This is a genomic window from Bacillus salipaludis (assembly GCF_030938565.1).
GTDB lineage: Bacteria > Bacillota > Bacilli > Bacillales > Cytobacillaceae > Neobacillus > Neobacillus salipaludis_A.
The window spans coordinates 2661745-2678097 of sequence record NZ_JAVGVR010000001.1 but is presented as its reverse complement, the minus strand read 5'-3'; the positions used below and the strand labels follow the sequence as shown (position 1 = coordinate 2678097).

Below are 16353 nucleotides of genomic sequence, written 5' to 3'. Positions count from 1 at the left end.
TTGGAATAAGCCTATTATTCAAATTAATTCTTAACTTTTCCTTAAAAAAAACCCACATAAGGGCAGAAGTAATTAAAAATATGTACTTATCTATCTAAAAAAAATACTGCCACTCAAAAATGGCAGTATACCTTAAATAGAATTTTTACCAATTAGAATCAGTTTCTAGCCGCTTCATAAACTCTTCTGCAGCATTGTATCCTTGTTGCTTCAAAAGCCAGTTATTTGCCGCAGCTTCAATTAAACCCGCCACATCACGGCCAGGTTGGAGCTGTATCTCAATATGAGGAATTGGAACTCCCATATATTCTGTAAATTCAGGTTCGTAATCCAATTCATTATTAAGAGAATTTTTCTGCCATTTTGTCAGTTCAATATCAAGCGCTATCCTCGTTTCCTCCTGAAAAGCTTTAATTCCGTATACGCGGACCACATTTAACAGCCCGACACTACGTAAGGCTAGAAATTCCTTTGTTTTCCCATCATGCGTACCGAGAATCGTACGTGGGCTGAGCTTTTTCAACACAACTAGATCATCAGCGACCAGCTTGTGTCCTCTGCCGATCAATGTGTGAGCAATTTCACTTTTGCCGACACCAGATTTTCCCCGAAGTAAAATACCCATTCCAAACACATTGATACAGACACCGTGTACGGCGATTTCCGGAGCTAATTCTTTCACCATATAAGCGTCAAGTTCGGTAATAAATTCAGAAGTCGTTCGAGGTGTGTTTGTACATAATAACGGGATACCCTCTTCTATACAAGACTTTCTTAAATAGGTCAGCCCTTCATCCCCAGCAGTAACAATAAAGCAAGGAGGATGATATTTGACGATATTTCCAATGCGCATCTGACGTTCCTCAATGCTTAACTTATGCAAATAATTTACTTCTTTTCTTCCCAGTATTTGAACACGTTCAGTCGGAAAAAAATCAAAATGTCCAACGAATTCCAAACCCGGACGATGCGACCGTGATTGCTTGATTTTTTGTTGTAATTGGTTTTCACCAGTTAATACCTTCAATGAAAATTTTTGCACTAAATTTTCTACCGTTAATATTTTCACATCTATATAGCACTCTCCATCTCTTCAACCCTCTTATACTTGATTTTACTTATAAAAAGAACGAATACAAGGTCACTTTTTGTATATTTTCAAAAAATTGTACACTAAACATTGAAAAAGCACCAGCCTATTGCGGCTGATGCTTCCATTTTTTAAAATTTAAACTACATGCTTTTTATTCTTTTCAGCCTTTTCATAGCCATTGGCCCAGAAATCTGCATTCTTAATTCCTAGTTTAGCAGAATTAAATTCCGGATCCTTCCCTTGCTTCAGCTGCTCTTCATAATCCTTTAATGCAAGCAAAGCCGGCTTAAATAGGATAAGAATGGCAATTAGGTTTAACCATACCATAATACCAAGACCAATATCCCCCATAGCCCAAGCTGTAGATGCAGTTTTTACTGCTCCATAGAACGTAGAACCCAATAGAACTATTTTTAATAATGTCATAGCTAATTTTCTGTTTTTGCCTTTTACTAGATAAGCAAGATTTGTTTCTGCAATATAGTAGTAAGCAAAAATCGTTGTGAAGGCAAAGAAGAATAGTGCAATGGAAATAAATCCTGAACCGAAACCTGGTAAAATCGTATCAACCGCTGCTTGAGTATATCCTGGACCTGGTTCGACGCCTTTTAGATGTTGAACTAAGAATTTTCCTGCTCCGTCTACAGTATTGTAAGAATTTGTAAACAAAATCATGAAAGCTGTTGAAGTAACGACTAAGAATACATCAAGATAAATCGAAAATGCTTGTACAAGACCTTGTTTTGCAGGGTGAGATACCTCTGCTGCAGCTGCTGGGTGTGCACCAGTACCTTGACCTGCTTCGTTTGCATATAGTCCGCGTTTTACGCCCCACATGATCGTAGAACCAAGAATACCGCCGAACACTTCTTCCGTTCCAAAGGCACTCTTAAAAATAAGTGTAAACACTTCTGGGATTTTATCAAAATTCACCACAATAATGGCAATCGCAATTAGTAAATATCCAATAGCCATAAACGGAACAACCAATTCTGCTACTCTTGCAATCCGCTTGACTCCACCAAAAATAATCAGACCCATAAGTGCAATAACCACAATTCCAGTAACGGCATTGTTAATACCAAAAGCATTCTTAACGCCTTCTGCGATTGAATTTGCCTGAATACCTGGCATTAATACTGCCATAGCAAGCAGTGTTGCAACTGCAAAAATTACAGCAAACCATTTAATTCCAAGTCCCTTTTCAATATAGAACGCAGGACCGCCTCGATACTCTCCATCTTGCTTTTCTTTATAGATTTGAGCAAGTGTGGACTCTACAAAGGCTGAGGCTGCACCGATAAATGTAATAACCCACATCCAAAAAACGGAACCTGGTCCACCAAACGCAATTCCTGTTGCCGTTCCAGCGATATTCCCTACACCGATACGACCAGATAATGACATGGCTAATGCCTGAAAAGAAGAAACACCCTCATTTGAGCTTTTGCCTGATAATAATAGACGAATCATTTCTTTAACATGGCGAATCTGCAGGAATCTTGTTCGGAAACTAAAGTATAATCCTACCGCTACAATAAAGATGACTAACACTGGGCTCCACAAAAAACCATTAATAATTGTTACCAATTTTTCTACCATAAAAATCCCCCTTTTTATCTATATCTGAATTTTCGTAATTCTCTAGTTGCTATTAAAAGTATAAATGACAGCAGTTGATATTTCAATAAAATATCCGTGTATCCTTCATAAAAAATCTGACTTTACTAAAATATCTTTACTATCCTAATTTTCCGCCATTTCTCATATTATTTAACCTTTTTGCAGTAACAATTAGTTTCCGAGTATATTTATCGAAAATTCACAATATTATTATTTCCTATTCGGAATATCTTTAATAAAAATATGAAACCTATCATCTATTTTTCCGTATTAATTAACAGGGAAATTTCTAGAATTACATATCTCGTTTTATAATAAAATTATTATGCAAGTGGATAGGAGTGAAGGTTGTGGGTGTTTCGCTTAGTAAAGGTCAAAAAGTAGATTTAACCAAGTCTCACCCGGGTCTTGAAAATGTTGTTGTAGGATTAGGCTGGAATATTAGTAATATGGGTTCCAATTTTGACCTAGATGCTTCCGCGTTCCTGCTCGGGCAGAACGGAATGGTGCAAAATGATTTGGATTTTGTTTTCTATAATAACCCTTCTGGAGGAAACGGATCGATTCTATACAGTGGCGATAACCGAGTTGGTTCTGGGGTTAAGGATGATGAGCAAATTAAGATCAATTTAAAAAACGTTCCCTTTCATATTCACCGGATTGCTTTTACGATTACAATTCATGATGCTCAAGTGAAACGTCAAAATTTTGGACAAATTTCCGATTCCTATGTACGAATTTTTAATGAACTAACCAATGAAGAATTGTTACGCTTTAATCTTGGCCGTGATTTCACAGTGGAAACGGCGATTGTGGCGGCAGAATTATATCGACATAATGGCGAATGGAAGTTCAATGCAATCGCTAGCGGCTTTCAGGGCGGATTGGCAGCACTTTGTAAAAATTTCGGTGTAACTGTTGATGATACTCCGGCACCGCCTTCTAACCAACAGCCGAATTATCAACAAAGCCCTCCTGGCCAACAACAAAATCAATCTTTTCAGCCAATTCAGTCATCTGTTACACCTTATCAGCAATCAAATCAAGCTTATCAACAGCCTGCCTATGGATACCCAGCTGCGCAAACCTATCCTCAGGCTCCAAGTGCTCATTCAACCTATGGTGGCGATGATATTATTTGCCCTCGCTGCCATTCATCTAATGTCCGTACAGGACAAAAGGGTTTTGGGCTGGGAAAAGCGGCAATTGGAGGGCTTATTCTTGGGCCAATCGGATTATTAGGTGGCTTTATTGGGAAAAATCAGCTGAAATTTACTTGTAACAGCTGTGGAAACTCCTGGTCCCCTTCTCAGACGGACTATGTAGAATGGGCCAATACGCAAAAAAGAAGGGCACAAGAGGTATTCAACCGTTATAAAAGTCAAGATGTTTTAGAGGCAGTTGTTGCTGCGTGTGCATTAGTTTCGATGGCAGATGGTCATCTTGATGCATCAGAACGACAAAAAATGCTCGAGTTTGTTCACCAAAGCGAGGAACTACGTGTTTTTGACTCACAAAAAGTCATTCAGAAATTTAATTTATTTGTATCTAAAATTGAACAAGATCATATGATGGGCCGTGCAGAGGCATTTCGTGCATTAGGTAAAGTAAGAACTAAACCGGAAATTGCAAGATTGATTGCCCGTTATTGTATCGCCATTGGGTATGCAGATGGAAATTTTGATCAGTTTGAAAAGCAAATGGTATCGGATATTTGCCATGAGCTTGGATTAAATCCTGGAGAATTTCTTTCCTAACAGGGTAAAAGCCGCAATCCTAGTGGATTACGGCTTTTTTCATTTCACCCAAATACGTTTATTTTCAACCCTGTTTGTAAACCCCATTGAGTCTAATTTTTCTAAAAAAGGAATCATGTATTTTCGAGAAAGATCTAAAATTTCCTTTGCATTTCCAACTTCAAACTCTCCACCGGTACCACTGCGAAGTTTTTCCACTGCTGCATTGAATACCTCCCCAGCATAAGCAAGTTGTTCATCTAATAAAACAATCAATTTCTTATCTTCTAAGAAACGCTCTAAATCCAATTCCAACGATTCAGGAATACCTGCAGCCGAAAAATAATCTTTTAGATTACGAACCTTTAAGCCATCTTTTTTCAATGCTTCAAGCATATTTTCCGAACGTTTTTTCCAGTTCTTTGGCACATGCGAAATAAAACTAGAAATAGAAACAAATTGATCTTTTCGTTTAAAAACTCCATTATTGATACCGTTATCTAGTACGAACTCCAATAATGCCTTCGGTATCCGTTTTTGCATGGTTTGAAGCAACTCTGCTTTATTCATCCCGGATTTCATTGGGTGCAGCTGCTGATAGTCCTGCAAGCGGTCATAGATTTCCTCTTCGATTGAATGGATGAGCGTCATCATTGTAAACTCTTTACCATTATATAAAATAAATTCTTCATCCATTAATTGCTCCGTTAACTTCACTTCGTCAAGTGCAGTTCGCTTAATTAATTCTGTAATGGAAAGACTTTTTGCTTCCATTAAAGCTGTAAAGATTCGCTCTTTCGGGGAACCTGCCTTTTTCTTCTCCAACTCTTCAATCGTCTGATTTCCAAATTTATATTTATCTCCTCGAGGATCAATAACCCAGCCCCCGCCGATCGTCTCCGCTGGGCTTGGCCTGCGAAGAATAAAGCGGTCTCCGCGTTTCGTGAGAATTTCTTCTTCTAACCTAAGCTGGCAAAGAATTTCATCCGTCTTCTCATCAAGCACATTTCGGTCAAAAAAGACAATTCTCCCCATTACCTCTGAAGTTCCAATGTGAAGCTTAATAGGCATCCGCTGTTTGACAATATGCTCAAGTTCTTCTACAACCCGTATCGCAACATCCAATGTTTTTGACACGATAAAATGTTCGGATGATACAAGAACATGTCCTCGTTCCAATTCTTCCTTTGCAACCCCTGATATATTAATGGCGGCCCTTTGTCCAGCGAAGGCTTTTTGTGCCGGTTGGTGGTGAACCTGAATTTGCCTAGCCTTGACATCAAGCCCTGTGGGCATAATTTTTAATGTCTGTCCCTCTTCAACCGTCCCTTCATATACAGTACCTCTTACCACCGTTCCCTGGCCTTTGACCGAAAAAACCTGGTCAATCGGCAGGCGAAAAGCCCCCTTGGCATCGCGCATTTCTTTTTCCTTTAAGGTTTTAATGATTAATTCCTTTATTTCTTCAATTCCTTTTTTAGAAAGACTGTCCACTAGAACAAATGGTGCATCTTCAAATACAGTTCCTGAAAGTTCACCTAAAATATCATCCTTGACCAGTTCAATGAATTCCTCTTCTACACGGTCAATTTTAGTAATGGCAATAATCCCGTTTTGGATTCCTAGGAAACGAAGAATTTCCAGGTGTTCACTTGTTTGCGGCATGACGCCTTCATCAGCCGCCACGACTAGTAACACCAGGTCAATTCCTGCAACCCCGGCAATCATTTGCCGAATAAACCGCTCATGTCCTGGAACATCAATCACTGATATTTGTATTTCATCATCTTCATATAATGGAGCAAATCCGAGTTCGATTGAGATTTGACGTTCTTTTTCTTCCTTTAAGCGGTCGGTATCGACATTCGTGAGGGCTTTTGTCAAGGATGTTTTCCCATGATCAATATGCCCCGCCATCCCAATTGTAAAATACCTTTTTTCCAAGCCTGCCACCTACTTTTTTGTTCTCACCTTTACTGTAGCTTTAATGGTTAATTTGTTCAAGCGAACATTTTTAGACAGAAAAGTAAGCCCCGACTGCCCCGCAGTATTCACCCTTTTTTAAAAACACTCCCGTAAGTCCTAGCCTGTTCATGTAAAATTCAAGTCCTTTTCGTAACGACTGGTTCCCGACCAATGTGCTTCCGATAAAGACCACTTGCTTTACTTGATGAATGGCCGCTGCCTGGAGCGTTAATAACACAATTGTTTCCGTGATCATATTTGAAAGGGCCGCCATTTGATCTGCATCTGTGTGCTTCACCTTATTCCCTTTTGCAAAATTGGCAGCGGTTAGGTTCCCATCAATCGGTGGTTCGGCCGATTCATAAATATCCCTCACCAGTAAATCCACTTTGCCTTTGTCACCTTCATTTGCTAGCATTGTCAGCTCTTGAAAATCCTCCACTTTCGTTAACAAAGAACCGAGCCCTGTAAAGGTTCCTCCCCCCATTCCGCTTCCAAGAATCCGTTCATACTCACCCCCTTTCACAACATGCCACGATGTTCCAGTTCCAATATTGACTAATAGAAAGGGATCCTCCAAATTTCCCCCTTCCTCTTGTAAAAGTAACTTTGCTCCCTCACATGTCGCTTGAAATTCCGGAATGATGATTTCATCTGGAAAAAAATCTTGTTGAATTATATGTGCTTTTCCACCTGTCAAAGCAGCTTTTACATTCGGTGCAACAATTTTTAACCAAGCTATAGCAGTTTCCATCTCAAAAATTGGAAACTTTTTATAATGCATTCTATTTTTTTCTTGATACACAATCTTAATCAACGTGCCGCCCGCATCTATTCCCACTTTCAAACTAAACACTCCTTTATTGTTGCTTTTCATTAAGTATTTGACAATTTACTTAGGTTTCCCTTCCCACCTCTCATAAACCTTAGGGTATATAATGCCTCGTTTCCTCTTTATCCTAATAGTTAAATGCCCTTTTTTAGAATTCGAATATTTTTTCAAGCAAAAGCGTACACAAATTTTTCAAAATTTTATATAATAGGGATATAGAAAGTTTGCACTAGGGAAACTTTTATTGACGAACGAACAAACCTTGGTACAACGAAAAATAAACTTAAAGAAAGGATGGTGTCTTATGAGCCAAACAGATTCAGTTACTGTTCAGAGGGCTCAGGCTGCAGAAAGCAGAACGGTCTCAGCAGCAAGAGATGCCATTAATGGAAAGGTTAAAGGCATCCGTGCATTGCTTCCGTTTCTCGGACCTGCATTTATTGCCTCCATCGCCTATGTAGATCCAGGAAATTTCGCAACCAATATTCAAAGTGGTGCGAGCTTTGGTTATAAAATGCTTTGGGTAATCGTTTTAGCTAACTTGATGGCTATGTTGCTACAAAATATGTCAGCAAAATTAGGAATTGCTACTGGCAGAAGTCTTCCAGAGGTTTGCCGGGACCATATGCCAAAATGGATGACCTACGGCATGTGGGTGGTTTCAGAACTGGCCGCAATGGCTACCGACCTTGCTGAATTCTTAGGTGCAACGCTCGCACTAAATTTACTAGCCGGTATCCCAATGCTATATGCAACGATTATCGTCGGTATTGTCACCTATCTTATTCTAATGTTAGAAAAATTCGGATTCCGCCCGTTAGAAAAATTCATTGCCGCATTTGCTGTTCTTATCGGCTTATGTTATTTAGTTGAAACCGTCATTTCCAAACCGAATCTCAGTCTAATTGCCTACCATAGTGTCACACCGTGGCTCGGCAACAAAGAAAGTATTATACTGGCAGTTGGTGTAATCGGTGCAACAGTCATGCCACATGCAATCTATTTGCACTCCAGCCTGACGCAAAATCGAATTGTACCACGAAATGATATGGAAAAAATCAAAATTCAAAAGTTTAGTACAAAAGAAATCATGATTGCCATGACGCTTGCCGGGTTTGTCAACTTAGCCATGATGTATATGGCTGCATCCGTCTTTAACACCACTGGAAACAGTCATATTGCGGATCTTACTACGGCCTACCATACCTTAACACCGCTGCTTGGTTCAGCCGCAGCAAGTGTATTCTTGATTTCATTACTTGCTTCCGGTGTTTCAAGCTCTGTGGTGGGAACGATGGCTGGTCAGGTCATTATGCAAGGATTTGTTGGATTTACGATTCCATTATGGATTCGACGATTGGTTACAATGCTTCCAACCTTTATTATCGTTGCTATGGGGGTTGATCCAACCCGGACACTAGTTATCAGTCAGGTGGTTCTAAGTATTGTTCTACCTTGTCCGATTATTGCGCTCATCTACTTCACCCAGAAGAAGGAATTAATGGGTGTGCTAACGAATAAACGAATAACTACGATTTTATCAACAATCTTTGCTATCGTGATTTTAGGGTTAAACTGCTGGTTAATTGTTCAGACATTTTTTGGATAAAAGTAAAAAGCACACGAGTTAGATATCGTGTGCTTTTTGATTGTTCAATGTGTTTACCGACCTTTGAAGGACATTTCCATTCCTTTTTAAAACGTTTTGGTCTTCATCGTCCTTATGAACAACATTCCACGAAAGCTTCACTGCTCTTTTGGCCTTCATCGTCTTTATGAAGAACATTTCACGAAAGCTTCACTGCTCTTTTGGCCTTCATCGTCCTTATGAAGAACATTTCACGAAAGCTTCACTGCTCTTTTGGCCTTCATCGTCTTTATGAAGAACATTTCACGAAAGCTTCACTGCTCTTTTGGCCTTCATCGTCCTTATGAAGAACATTTCACGAAAGCTTCACTGCTCTTTTGGCCTTCATTGTCCTTATGAAGAACATTTCACGAAAGCCTCACTGCTCTTTTGGCCTTCATCGTCCTTATGAAGAACATTTCACGAAAGCCTCACTGCTCTTTTGGCCTTCATCGTCCTTATGAAGAACATTTCACGAAAGCTTCACTGCTCTTTTGGACTTCGTTGCCATCCAAAGTAACGTTATCAGGGACCTGTTCATCGAATTCGTTATTTATTCCACCTTCACCTTAATCGTATCGATTGCATTATAACCATACCCCTTACGGTTCCAAACCGCTTCCTTTGGCTGCTTCCCGCCTTCTGATTCCATAGCCCTCGAAAGGATGGTGTACTCCCCTTTTTCAAACACCTCCCATTTATATTCCCAACGAACCCAAGCATATTTTTCCGGCGATTGCACCAAATTAGCGAAGCTCCAAGTCATCCCCCCGTCCACACTCACTTCAATTTTCGTGATCACCCCTCTCCCAGTCCAGGCAATCCCTGCAATAGTATGAAATCCGGTATTAAGAATTTGCCGATCAATTGGCTGTTGAATCGTTGAGTTTATTTTCATTGTTGTCACAGGTAATTTTCCCTCATCTGAATCCTTTTTGGGGTAATAAACATAATCAACCGCCTGAAAAGGGCCTTTAAATTCATGGTCAATCACGGTGATTTTTTTAATCCATTTTACCGAGGCCATCGCATACCATTCCGGGACAATTAACCTCAGAGGAAAACCGTGCTTAAAAGGAAGCGGCTTTCCATTATACTCATAGGCAATTAAGGTATCGGGATGAAGTGCTTTTTCAATCGGCAAACTCCTACTAAAATAAGTAAGATCGTTTGAGTCTGTTCGTACGCCAAAGTCATATCCCTCAAAAACTACTTCCTTCGCTGCTTCTAAGACACCCGTGTACCTAAGCATCGTCCTTAATGAGACACCCTTCCAAATTCCTTGGCTAATCGCCCCTTTTTGCCACTGCTCACCAAATACCATTGGTTTAAAGAAACCTCTTTTATTCCCTGCACATTCAAGAACTGACTTTAACGTCTTGGACGGTAATGCTTGAATTTCCTCTAGCGAAAAGGTTCTCGAAAAATTCACGAGTCCACCTATAGACAGCCAGTAAAAGGAAGATACAAAATTCGGATATGAAAAATGGTTCCTCCGATAAAACAGTTTTTCAGTTACAAAATCTTTATGGATAAATTGAATCGGTGTTTCCTGATTCTCAGGATCTAACGTTTTGGTGATCAAATATGATTTCGCACCCGTTTTTTGTGAACTTTGCATAAATCTCCTCTCTAAAACTTATATTTTTTTACTTCATTCATATGAAAAAATCCACAAAAAAGAAGACCTAACGAATGAGTTTACTTTAGAGTATTTACAAATTCTAATAGAGGGAGTAAGATATGATTCGTAATTTAATTTTTTGAATCGCTGAGTTCCAATTGGGAACGGGGGAACCATCATTGAAGAGTCTTACAAAAACTTTTCTATGGGGTGAATCTTAAAAAGATATTTCTATTCTAATGCTTGTCTTTTTAAGTAGGGTGACTCTTACATCCGAATCCGTCAGCTAACCTCGTAAGCGTGTTAAAGAGATATCATTTTAATCGTGCAAGCAGCATGTTTATTTCATGATGCAAAAAAACCGCCACGAGGAGATTTCTCTCTTCCGTGGCTTTTTTATTTTTTTAGGTGGTTTGTGAAAAACCCACACTATCATACTCTTAAATAATGTTTTTCGGGAGATGTCTTACATATGACTAAACAGTTTGCAGTAATCGGTATGGGCCGCTTTGGTTCGAGTCTTTCAGCTGAGTTATTTAAAGACGGTGCTGAAGTTTTAGTGATTGATAAAAATGAAAAAAGGATTCAAGAAAATTCAGATTTCTCAACACATGCAGTAGTTGCAGATACAACAGATGAGAGGGTAATAAAAGAGCTAGGTCTTCGAAACATGGATGTAGTTGTGGTAGCCATAGGAGACGATATTCAAGCAAGTATTTTAACTGTTATGATTTTAAAAGAATTAGGGGCCAAACAAGTTATAGCAAAGGCAGTAACAAATCAGCATGCAAAAGTTCTTACTCAGGTCGGGGCTGATCGGGTCGTTTTACCTGAACGAGAAACTGGCATCCGAATTGCTAAGAATCTTTTGTCACCTAATGTCCTTGATTTTATTGAACTATCCGATGAATATAAAATAGAAGAAATTGTTGCCTCTTCATTTATGATAGGTAAAAGCCTTCGTGAATTGGATATTCGGGCAAAATACCAATTAAGTGTTATCGCCATTAAAAGTAACGGAAAGATGAACATCTCACCATTTCCAGATGACACGATTAATCCTGGTGATACTCTTGTTGTCCTGGGTGAAAAGAAACTATTAAAGAAATTCGAAACAAAAACTGAAAAGGCACTATTTATCATATAAAAAAGGAAAAAGAGCTAGGATCGCTGAAAACAATTGATCCACAAGCTCTTTTTTTACTAGGCTCTGTTAAACCTGGTTGTTTATTTCCGCTCCAGGCACAAGCGGTTCGTGGGCGGTTCGGGGAGCCTCCTCGTCGCTTCGCTCCTGCGGGGTGTCTCCCCTGTCCAGTAATCCCACAGGAGTCTTCGTGCCTTCCGCTCCAATCAACGTTGTTTAAAATCAACATTGTCCTTTAACACAGCCTTTTACTAAATAATCCCCCTGATTTGATTACCATTTTCCATAAGCTTAGCTGTATTCTCCTCGTACAAACCCAGTGCCCATTCCCGAATTCGGTCTGAACTTAATTTCTCCCATTTTTCTAAACTAGGAATCTCCTCTACTCCAAATGCAAGTTCCGATAATCTCTTCAAAATGACCAAAGAAGAATAGGAATGCGGTAGAAACGGATCATTTTTCTTTTCATAATAAAATTTATTTATAAGTTTAAATGAATTTGGTTCGTAAATTAATTCAACCAGCTTTGCACGGTATTCTAAATCCTTAGCCTGAAGATGGGGGAAACGAGAAAAATCACTGAAATGCTGGGCCTCGTGCTTCAAATAACTGATTTGAAATTCCCTGCAATCCTGATTCTCCTTTTTATGCTCCGGACGGTCCGCTACATAATAAAGTCCATCTGGTTTTGCCCAGCCGCCGGCAAATTTTTCACCAAATGTAGCATAATGGGCCCAGCTTTGTAAAATAAAATCAGACAAAAAATAAACCGTTACTTTTTGGGTATGGTGTGGCAGTTCAACTGTAAAGTTCTCTTTATCGGTTGTTTTCCAAATATATGGGCCCCTATATGGCGGTGTTACCCCACCGACAAACTCATAACCTTTTTCTTTAAATTGGATCGATAATTGCTCCTCCAATCTATCCAATTCCTCATCTTGTTGATGACCATAAATTAATTCTGAAAGTGAAAGCCTTAGTCGATTTTCTGAATAAATCACACTTTTATGCGTCAACACCGACCTGAAATATTCGAAATAGAAAGAAAGAACCTTTTGGATCCACGGATCCTCGGATTTAAAACGATCATTCGGATTTTCACTAAAAAAACGTTGATAATATTTCGATTCCAGTTCTAGAAATTTAGCATTTTTATCTGGAACTGAACGGAGATATTTATATGCTGCGATTACATCTCCTTGTAAACAATAGGCATACAATTTTGACTCATCCATCCTAAGGCTACCCTCTCCTGTTTTGCATCATAACTTTGATTGTACCAAACTTTTTTACATATAAGAAAAAATAAGTTTTTCCTCTAAGTATTTATTTAGTGAAAAGTTAATCTCCAAAAATCGGATTTTACCTCAGCTTTTAACAAAGCCTAAGTAAAAAAACAAAAAGCTACCTAAGCAGCTTTTTTAAATCCTATTATTTAAATTGGAAATAAATCAGATGATAAGTAACGTTCACCGGTATCCGGTGCCAATCCTAAGACATTTGCATCGGATGGAAGTTTCTTGGCAATTTCTAAAGCATAATAGATAGAAGCTGCTCCTGAGGCACCAACTAAAATTCCTTCTTCAGCAGCCAGACGACGTGCAATGTTCTGGGCATCCTGATCCTCAATTAATAAAATTTTATCGTAAATAGATTGATTTAAAATTTTTGGTATAAACCCAGGGCCCGTCCCAGGGATTTTATGCGGGCCAGGACGTCCTCCGGATAAAACGGGTGACCCCGCAGGTTCAACCACAAAAATCTTTAGATTTGGTATTTTTTCTTTAAGAACTTCACCCGTACCAGTAACGGTACCGCCTGTGCCAGCCGTACAAATGAAGGCATCTAATTTCCCCTTAAATGCCTCGTAGATTTCAATCGCTGTTGTATCCCGATGAGCATCTGAATTCGCACTGTTTTCAAATTGCATCGGAATAAAATAATCAGGGATCTCTTCAGCAATACGGTAAGCTTCTTCAATTGCTCCACGCATGCCGTGTTCTGATGAAGTTAAATGCACCTCTGCACCATAAGCTTTTAGGATTTTAATTCTCTCTTCTGTTGCATTATTCGGCATCGTAATGATACAACGGTACTTCCTAGCGGAACAAACCATCGCTAAGCCTATTCCGGTATTTCCTGAAGTTGGCTCAATAATAACGGTTTTTCCGGGAGTAATTTTCCCCTCTTCTTCGGCTACCTTAATCATGTTAAACGCAGCACGGTCTTTTACACTGCCTCCGGGATTAAAGGACTCCAATTTAATGTAAACAGAAGCACCACTTGGGTCTGCCAAATGATTTAACTTCACGATTGGAGTATGCCCAATCAGCTCTAAAATAGAATTATGTAGTTTCATAATAGCACTCCGTTTCATTCAGTATATTTCTATTGGAATTATAAGCTTTTGCTCTCTATAATTCAATTATCGAAGTTTTAGAAAAGAAGAAGCAACCTCGCCTCTTATTTTAAATTATTTTACTAAAAATCACTATAAACCTATTTCGTTCATTCCCAACTTCATTTTTTATTCACAAATACTTTTTACCTTCCATACTATAAAAGAGAGCAATATCTATTGTAAAATGGCGTTAATATTGTATAATTCATAGTATAGACATCGGAATTAATGGATTAGGAGGTTAAGTATGGGGCTTTTTAAAAATCTATTTATTGATCGTTGCCCTAAGTGCAATAAAATATTAGAAACTCATCAATCAAAAACTTTAAAAGGGATTGTCATCAAATCCTGTCCGGATCAACATTATCAAAAAGAATTTCATCCAGCTTTTGAAACATATATTGAAAGTCATAAGGTTTCTTAACTCAACAACCCAGCAGAATCTGCAGGGTTGTTTTCATTTCCAATCTGCCTTTCTTTTTTCAAAAGTACTGATAAACAAACCTGGAACAACTTCAATGTCCTGAATTAACTGATAACCATTTTTTAAGTAAAGGTTTTTAGCAGGCGTATTATCTCTGCCAGTCGATACTTTAAAAATCGGAATTTCTTTTTTGTCCTCCTCCAGACATAATAATAATTTTTGAGCAATCCCCTTTCGAAAATACATGGAATCAACAATCATTCTACAAATCGTGAGTTCATTCCCTTTGAGTTCGTATGATAATGCTCCTGCTAGCTCCTCTCCTTCAAAATAACCAAAAAAGGTTTCTTTCGATTCTAATAATTCCTCAAAAGACTCTTTTAGGGGAGGTATTTCATAAAAATTAATTAACTCAGCCTCAATTAGATAGGAGGCTCTTTGGAGTTCATATAATTCTTTAACAAGACGTTTATTTTCAAAATCAATTTTTTCAATCATTCATTACCCTCCTAAAGTGAAAATTCCTTTTACATGGAAAAGCAGGTCAAGCATCCACTCATATTATTTCTATAAACATACACTATTTGAAAGGAAATAAGGAGGCAAACAAATTTGGAAAAACAAAATTCACGAAATTTTGGCGGCTCTGCGTATCACCACGGGCATGGTGGCTATTATCCTGGTACAGGTTATCATCATGGGCACGGGGGTTATTATCCTGGACAAGGTTATCATCATGGCCATGGCGGATATTATCCTGGGTATGGATATCATCACGGGCATGGTGGTTATTATCCTGGGTATGGGTATCATCACGGGCATACTGGTTACTATCCTGGATATGGGGCCCATCATGGGCATGGTACCTACAAGCCTGGTAACCGCGAAAAATGATTATGAGCAGCAAACCACAGGTAGTCTCTTGGGAACTACCTGTTTTTATTCCAATTAGAAAACTTTTATTGAACAAACTTATTGCATAATAATAATAAATCATGGGATATGTTCAAAATCATATAAATGTTAAACTAGTTCTATCAGGAATTCTAAAATGGAGGTTTTTAAATGAATTTACAAGATATTATCAAGTTAGATTTTGCCTATTTGGAAACCTTTACGACTCGTACAGACACCACTTGGGGTGCCTTGTTTTGTAATGAAAAGCAACCTGTTTATTATGATGCAAATCATGCTCATATTGATCAAGTTTGCGAGCAGCCTCAATTAATTATCGATGAAGTAATCAATTTCTATCAATCTAAAAATATTATTCCAAGGTTCTATATTTATAATATAGAGTCCCAACAAAATTTAATATCCCAATTAAAATTAAATCACTTTGGCTTTGAGGAATTAAGTAGTCCTGTTCAAATGTGGGATCAAAAGATTGTGGAAAAAGAAGTGAATGAGAATGTAACGATTGAATTGGTAACGGATGATAATTTTGCAGAAGCACTACATATAGAATGCTGCACTAAGGAATTGGGTGGCAAAGCAGTTAGAGAAAAAGCGTTTGAGGTGGAATTTAATCATCCTAATTTTGAACATTATTTACTCCGTTATAACGGGTCGGCTTGCTCAACTGCTTGTATTTTTGTAAGCGGAAATCAGGCCAGGATGGAAAGTGTTGCTACATTAGAAGAATTTCGAGGCAAAGGCTTAATTGGTGAACTTATTCACTATATTCAGGTTGAGGTTGCTGAAAAGGGGCTTGAAAACCTTTGGGTGTTTCCGATCAATGAAAAGGTGGAGAAAGTGTATCAAAAGTACGGCTTTCGAACGGTTACGAAATTAAAAACGGGACATGCATTTTTGGGTGGAAAGAGTATCGCGGAATTACGAGATTGACTTCAAAAAATAGAAAAGTAAAAAATGCCCAGAATA

Annotated in this window: 15 protein-coding genes and 1 riboswitch; of the genes, 6 read left to right on the top strand and 9 right to left on the bottom strand. The window is 38.5% G+C overall.

Features of this window, described 5'->3' with window-relative positions:
• Positions 1–145: 145 nt before the first annotated feature.
• Together hprK and RCG21_RS13190 are read right to left on the bottom strand one after the other, a co-directional pair.
• Positions 146–1069: an HPr(Ser) kinase/phosphatase gene (gene hprK, locus RCG21_RS13195; RefSeq protein ID WP_133333600.1), complete on the bottom strand. Its 924-nt coding sequence runs from the start codon at positions 1067–1069 to the stop codon at positions 146–148.
• 159 nt (positions 1070–1228) lie between these two features.
• Entirely contained in the window at positions 1229–2695 is a 1467-nt protein-coding gene (locus RCG21_RS13190) for an alanine/glycine:cation symporter family protein (protein ID WP_133333601.1), read from the bottom strand.
• A 371-nt stretch (positions 2696–3066) separates the two neighbouring features.
• Between RCG21_RS13190 and RCG21_RS13185 the strand changes: the two genes are divergently transcribed.
• A complete protein-coding gene (locus tag RCG21_RS13185) occupies positions 3067–4473 on the top strand; it encodes a TerD family protein (protein ID WP_308913252.1) in 1407 nt (468 codons plus the stop codon).
• A gap of 39 nt (positions 4474–4512) precedes the next feature.
• Here the strand turns inward: RCG21_RS13185 and selB are convergent, their stop codons facing one another.
• Positions 4513–6396, bottom strand: a complete 1884-nt coding sequence (gene selB, locus RCG21_RS13180; RefSeq protein WP_308913251.1) for a selenocysteine-specific translation elongation factor — start codon at positions 6394–6396, stop codon at positions 4513–4515.
• A gap of 70 nt (positions 6397–6466) precedes the next feature.
• Entirely contained in the window at positions 6467–7258 is a 792-nt protein-coding gene (gene coaW / locus RCG21_RS13175) for a type II pantothenate kinase (RefSeq protein ID WP_235824757.1), read from the bottom strand.
• Positions 7259–7553: 295 nt separating this feature from the next.
• On the opposite strand from coaW, the gene RCG21_RS13170 reads away from it, so the two are divergent.
• Positions 7554–8858, top strand: coding sequence for an Nramp family divalent metal transporter (locus RCG21_RS13170; RefSeq protein ID WP_133333604.1), 1305 nt, complete (start codon positions 7554–7556; stop codon positions 8856–8858).
• A gap of 18 nt (positions 8859–8876) precedes the next feature.
• On the opposite strand, the gene RCG21_RS13165 is transcribed toward RCG21_RS13170, so the two are convergent.
• Both RCG21_RS13165 and RCG21_RS13160 read right to left on the bottom strand, forming a co-directional pair.
• Complete coding sequence (locus RCG21_RS13165; protein WP_308913250.1) at positions 8877–9035, bottom strand: hypothetical protein; 159 nt, start codon at positions 9033–9035, stop codon at positions 8877–8879.
• Between the two features lie 394 nt (positions 9036–9429).
• Positions 9430–10497 (bottom strand): sulfite oxidase, encoded by a 1068-nt coding sequence (locus RCG21_RS13160; protein ID WP_133333605.1) that lies wholly within the window; start codon positions 10495–10497, stop codon positions 9430–9432.
• A gap of 138 nt (positions 10498–10635) precedes the next feature.
• Positions 10636–10816, top strand: a riboswitch (cyclic di-AMP (ydaO/yuaA leader).
• Positions 10817–10972: 156 nt separating this feature from the next.
• Here RCG21_RS13160 and RCG21_RS13155 point away from each other — a divergent pair.
• Positions 10973–11647, top strand: a complete 675-nt coding sequence (locus RCG21_RS13155; RefSeq protein ID WP_133333606.1) for a potassium channel family protein — start codon at positions 10973–10975, stop codon at positions 11645–11647.
• A gap of 248 nt (positions 11648–11895) precedes the next feature.
• Here the strand turns inward: RCG21_RS13155 and RCG21_RS13150 are convergent, their stop codons facing one another.
• Positions 11896–12879, bottom strand: coding sequence for a hypothetical protein (locus tag RCG21_RS13150; protein ID WP_133333608.1), 984 nt, complete (start codon positions 12877–12879; stop codon positions 11896–11898).
• 200 nt (positions 12880–13079) lie between these two features.
• On the bottom strand, positions 13080–14003 hold the full coding sequence (gene cysK / locus RCG21_RS13145; RefSeq protein WP_133333609.1) for a cysteine synthase A: 924 nt from the start codon (positions 14001–14003) through the stop codon (positions 13080–13082).
• A gap of 289 nt (positions 14004–14292) precedes the next feature.
• Here cysK and RCG21_RS13140 point away from each other — a divergent pair, with 289 nt between their 5' ends.
• Positions 14293–14469: a hypothetical protein gene (locus RCG21_RS13140; RefSeq protein WP_165976201.1), complete on the top strand. Its 177-nt coding sequence runs from the start codon at positions 14293–14295 to the stop codon at positions 14467–14469.
• Positions 14470–14502: 33 nt separating this feature from the next.
• On the opposite strand, the gene RCG21_RS13135 is transcribed toward RCG21_RS13140, so the two are convergent.
• A complete protein-coding gene (locus tag RCG21_RS13135; RefSeq protein WP_133333610.1) occupies positions 14503–14967 on the bottom strand; it encodes a GNAT family N-acetyltransferase in 465 nt (154 codons plus the stop codon).
• A 114-nt stretch (positions 14968–15081) separates the two neighbouring features.
• On the opposite strand from RCG21_RS13135, the gene RCG21_RS13130 reads away from it, so the two are divergent.
• On the top strand, positions 15082–15363 hold the full coding sequence (locus tag RCG21_RS13130) for a hypothetical protein (protein ID WP_133333611.1): 282 nt from the start codon (positions 15082–15084) through the stop codon (positions 15361–15363).
• A 171-nt stretch (positions 15364–15534) separates the two neighbouring features.
• Entirely contained in the window at positions 15535–16317 is a 783-nt protein-coding gene (locus RCG21_RS13125; protein WP_133333612.1) for a GNAT family N-acetyltransferase, read from the top strand.
• Positions 16318–16353: the final 36 nt, after the last annotated feature.

Coding starts and splice junctions, on each gene's coding strand:
- RCG21_RS13190 (WP_133333601.1), bottom strand. CDS start 2,695: ATGGTAGAAAAATTGGTAACAATTATTAATGGTTTTTTGTGGAGCCCA.
- RCG21_RS13170 (WP_133333604.1), top strand. CDS start 7,554: ATGAGCCAAACAGATTCAGTTACTGTTCAGAGGGCTCAGGCTGCAGAA.
- RCG21_RS13165 (WP_308913250.1), bottom strand. CDS start 9,035: ATGTTCTTCATAAAGACGATGAAGGCCAAAAGAGCAGTGAAGCTTTCG.
- RCG21_RS13160 (WP_133333605.1), bottom strand. CDS start 10,497: ATGCAAAGTTCACAAAAAACGGGTGCGAAATCATATTTGATCACCAAA.
- RCG21_RS13155 (WP_133333606.1), top strand. CDS start 10,973: ATGACTAAACAGTTTGCAGTAATCGGTATGGGCCGCTTTGGTTCGAGT.
- RCG21_RS13150 (WP_133333608.1), bottom strand. CDS start 12,879: ATGGATGAGTCAAAATTGTATGCCTATTGTTTACAAGGAGATGTAATC.
- cysK (WP_133333609.1), bottom strand. CDS start 14,003: ATGAAACTACATAATTCTATTTTAGAGCTGATTGGGCATACTCCAATC.
- RCG21_RS13140 (WP_165976201.1), top strand. CDS start 14,293: ATGGGGCTTTTTAAAAATCTATTTATTGATCGTTGCCCTAAGTGCAAT.
- RCG21_RS13135 (WP_133333610.1), bottom strand. CDS start 14,967: ATGATTGAAAAAATTGATTTTGAAAATAAACGTCTTGTTAAAGAATTA.
- RCG21_RS13125 (WP_133333612.1), top strand. CDS start 15,535: ATGAATTTACAAGATATTATCAAGTTAGATTTTGCCTATTTGGAAACC.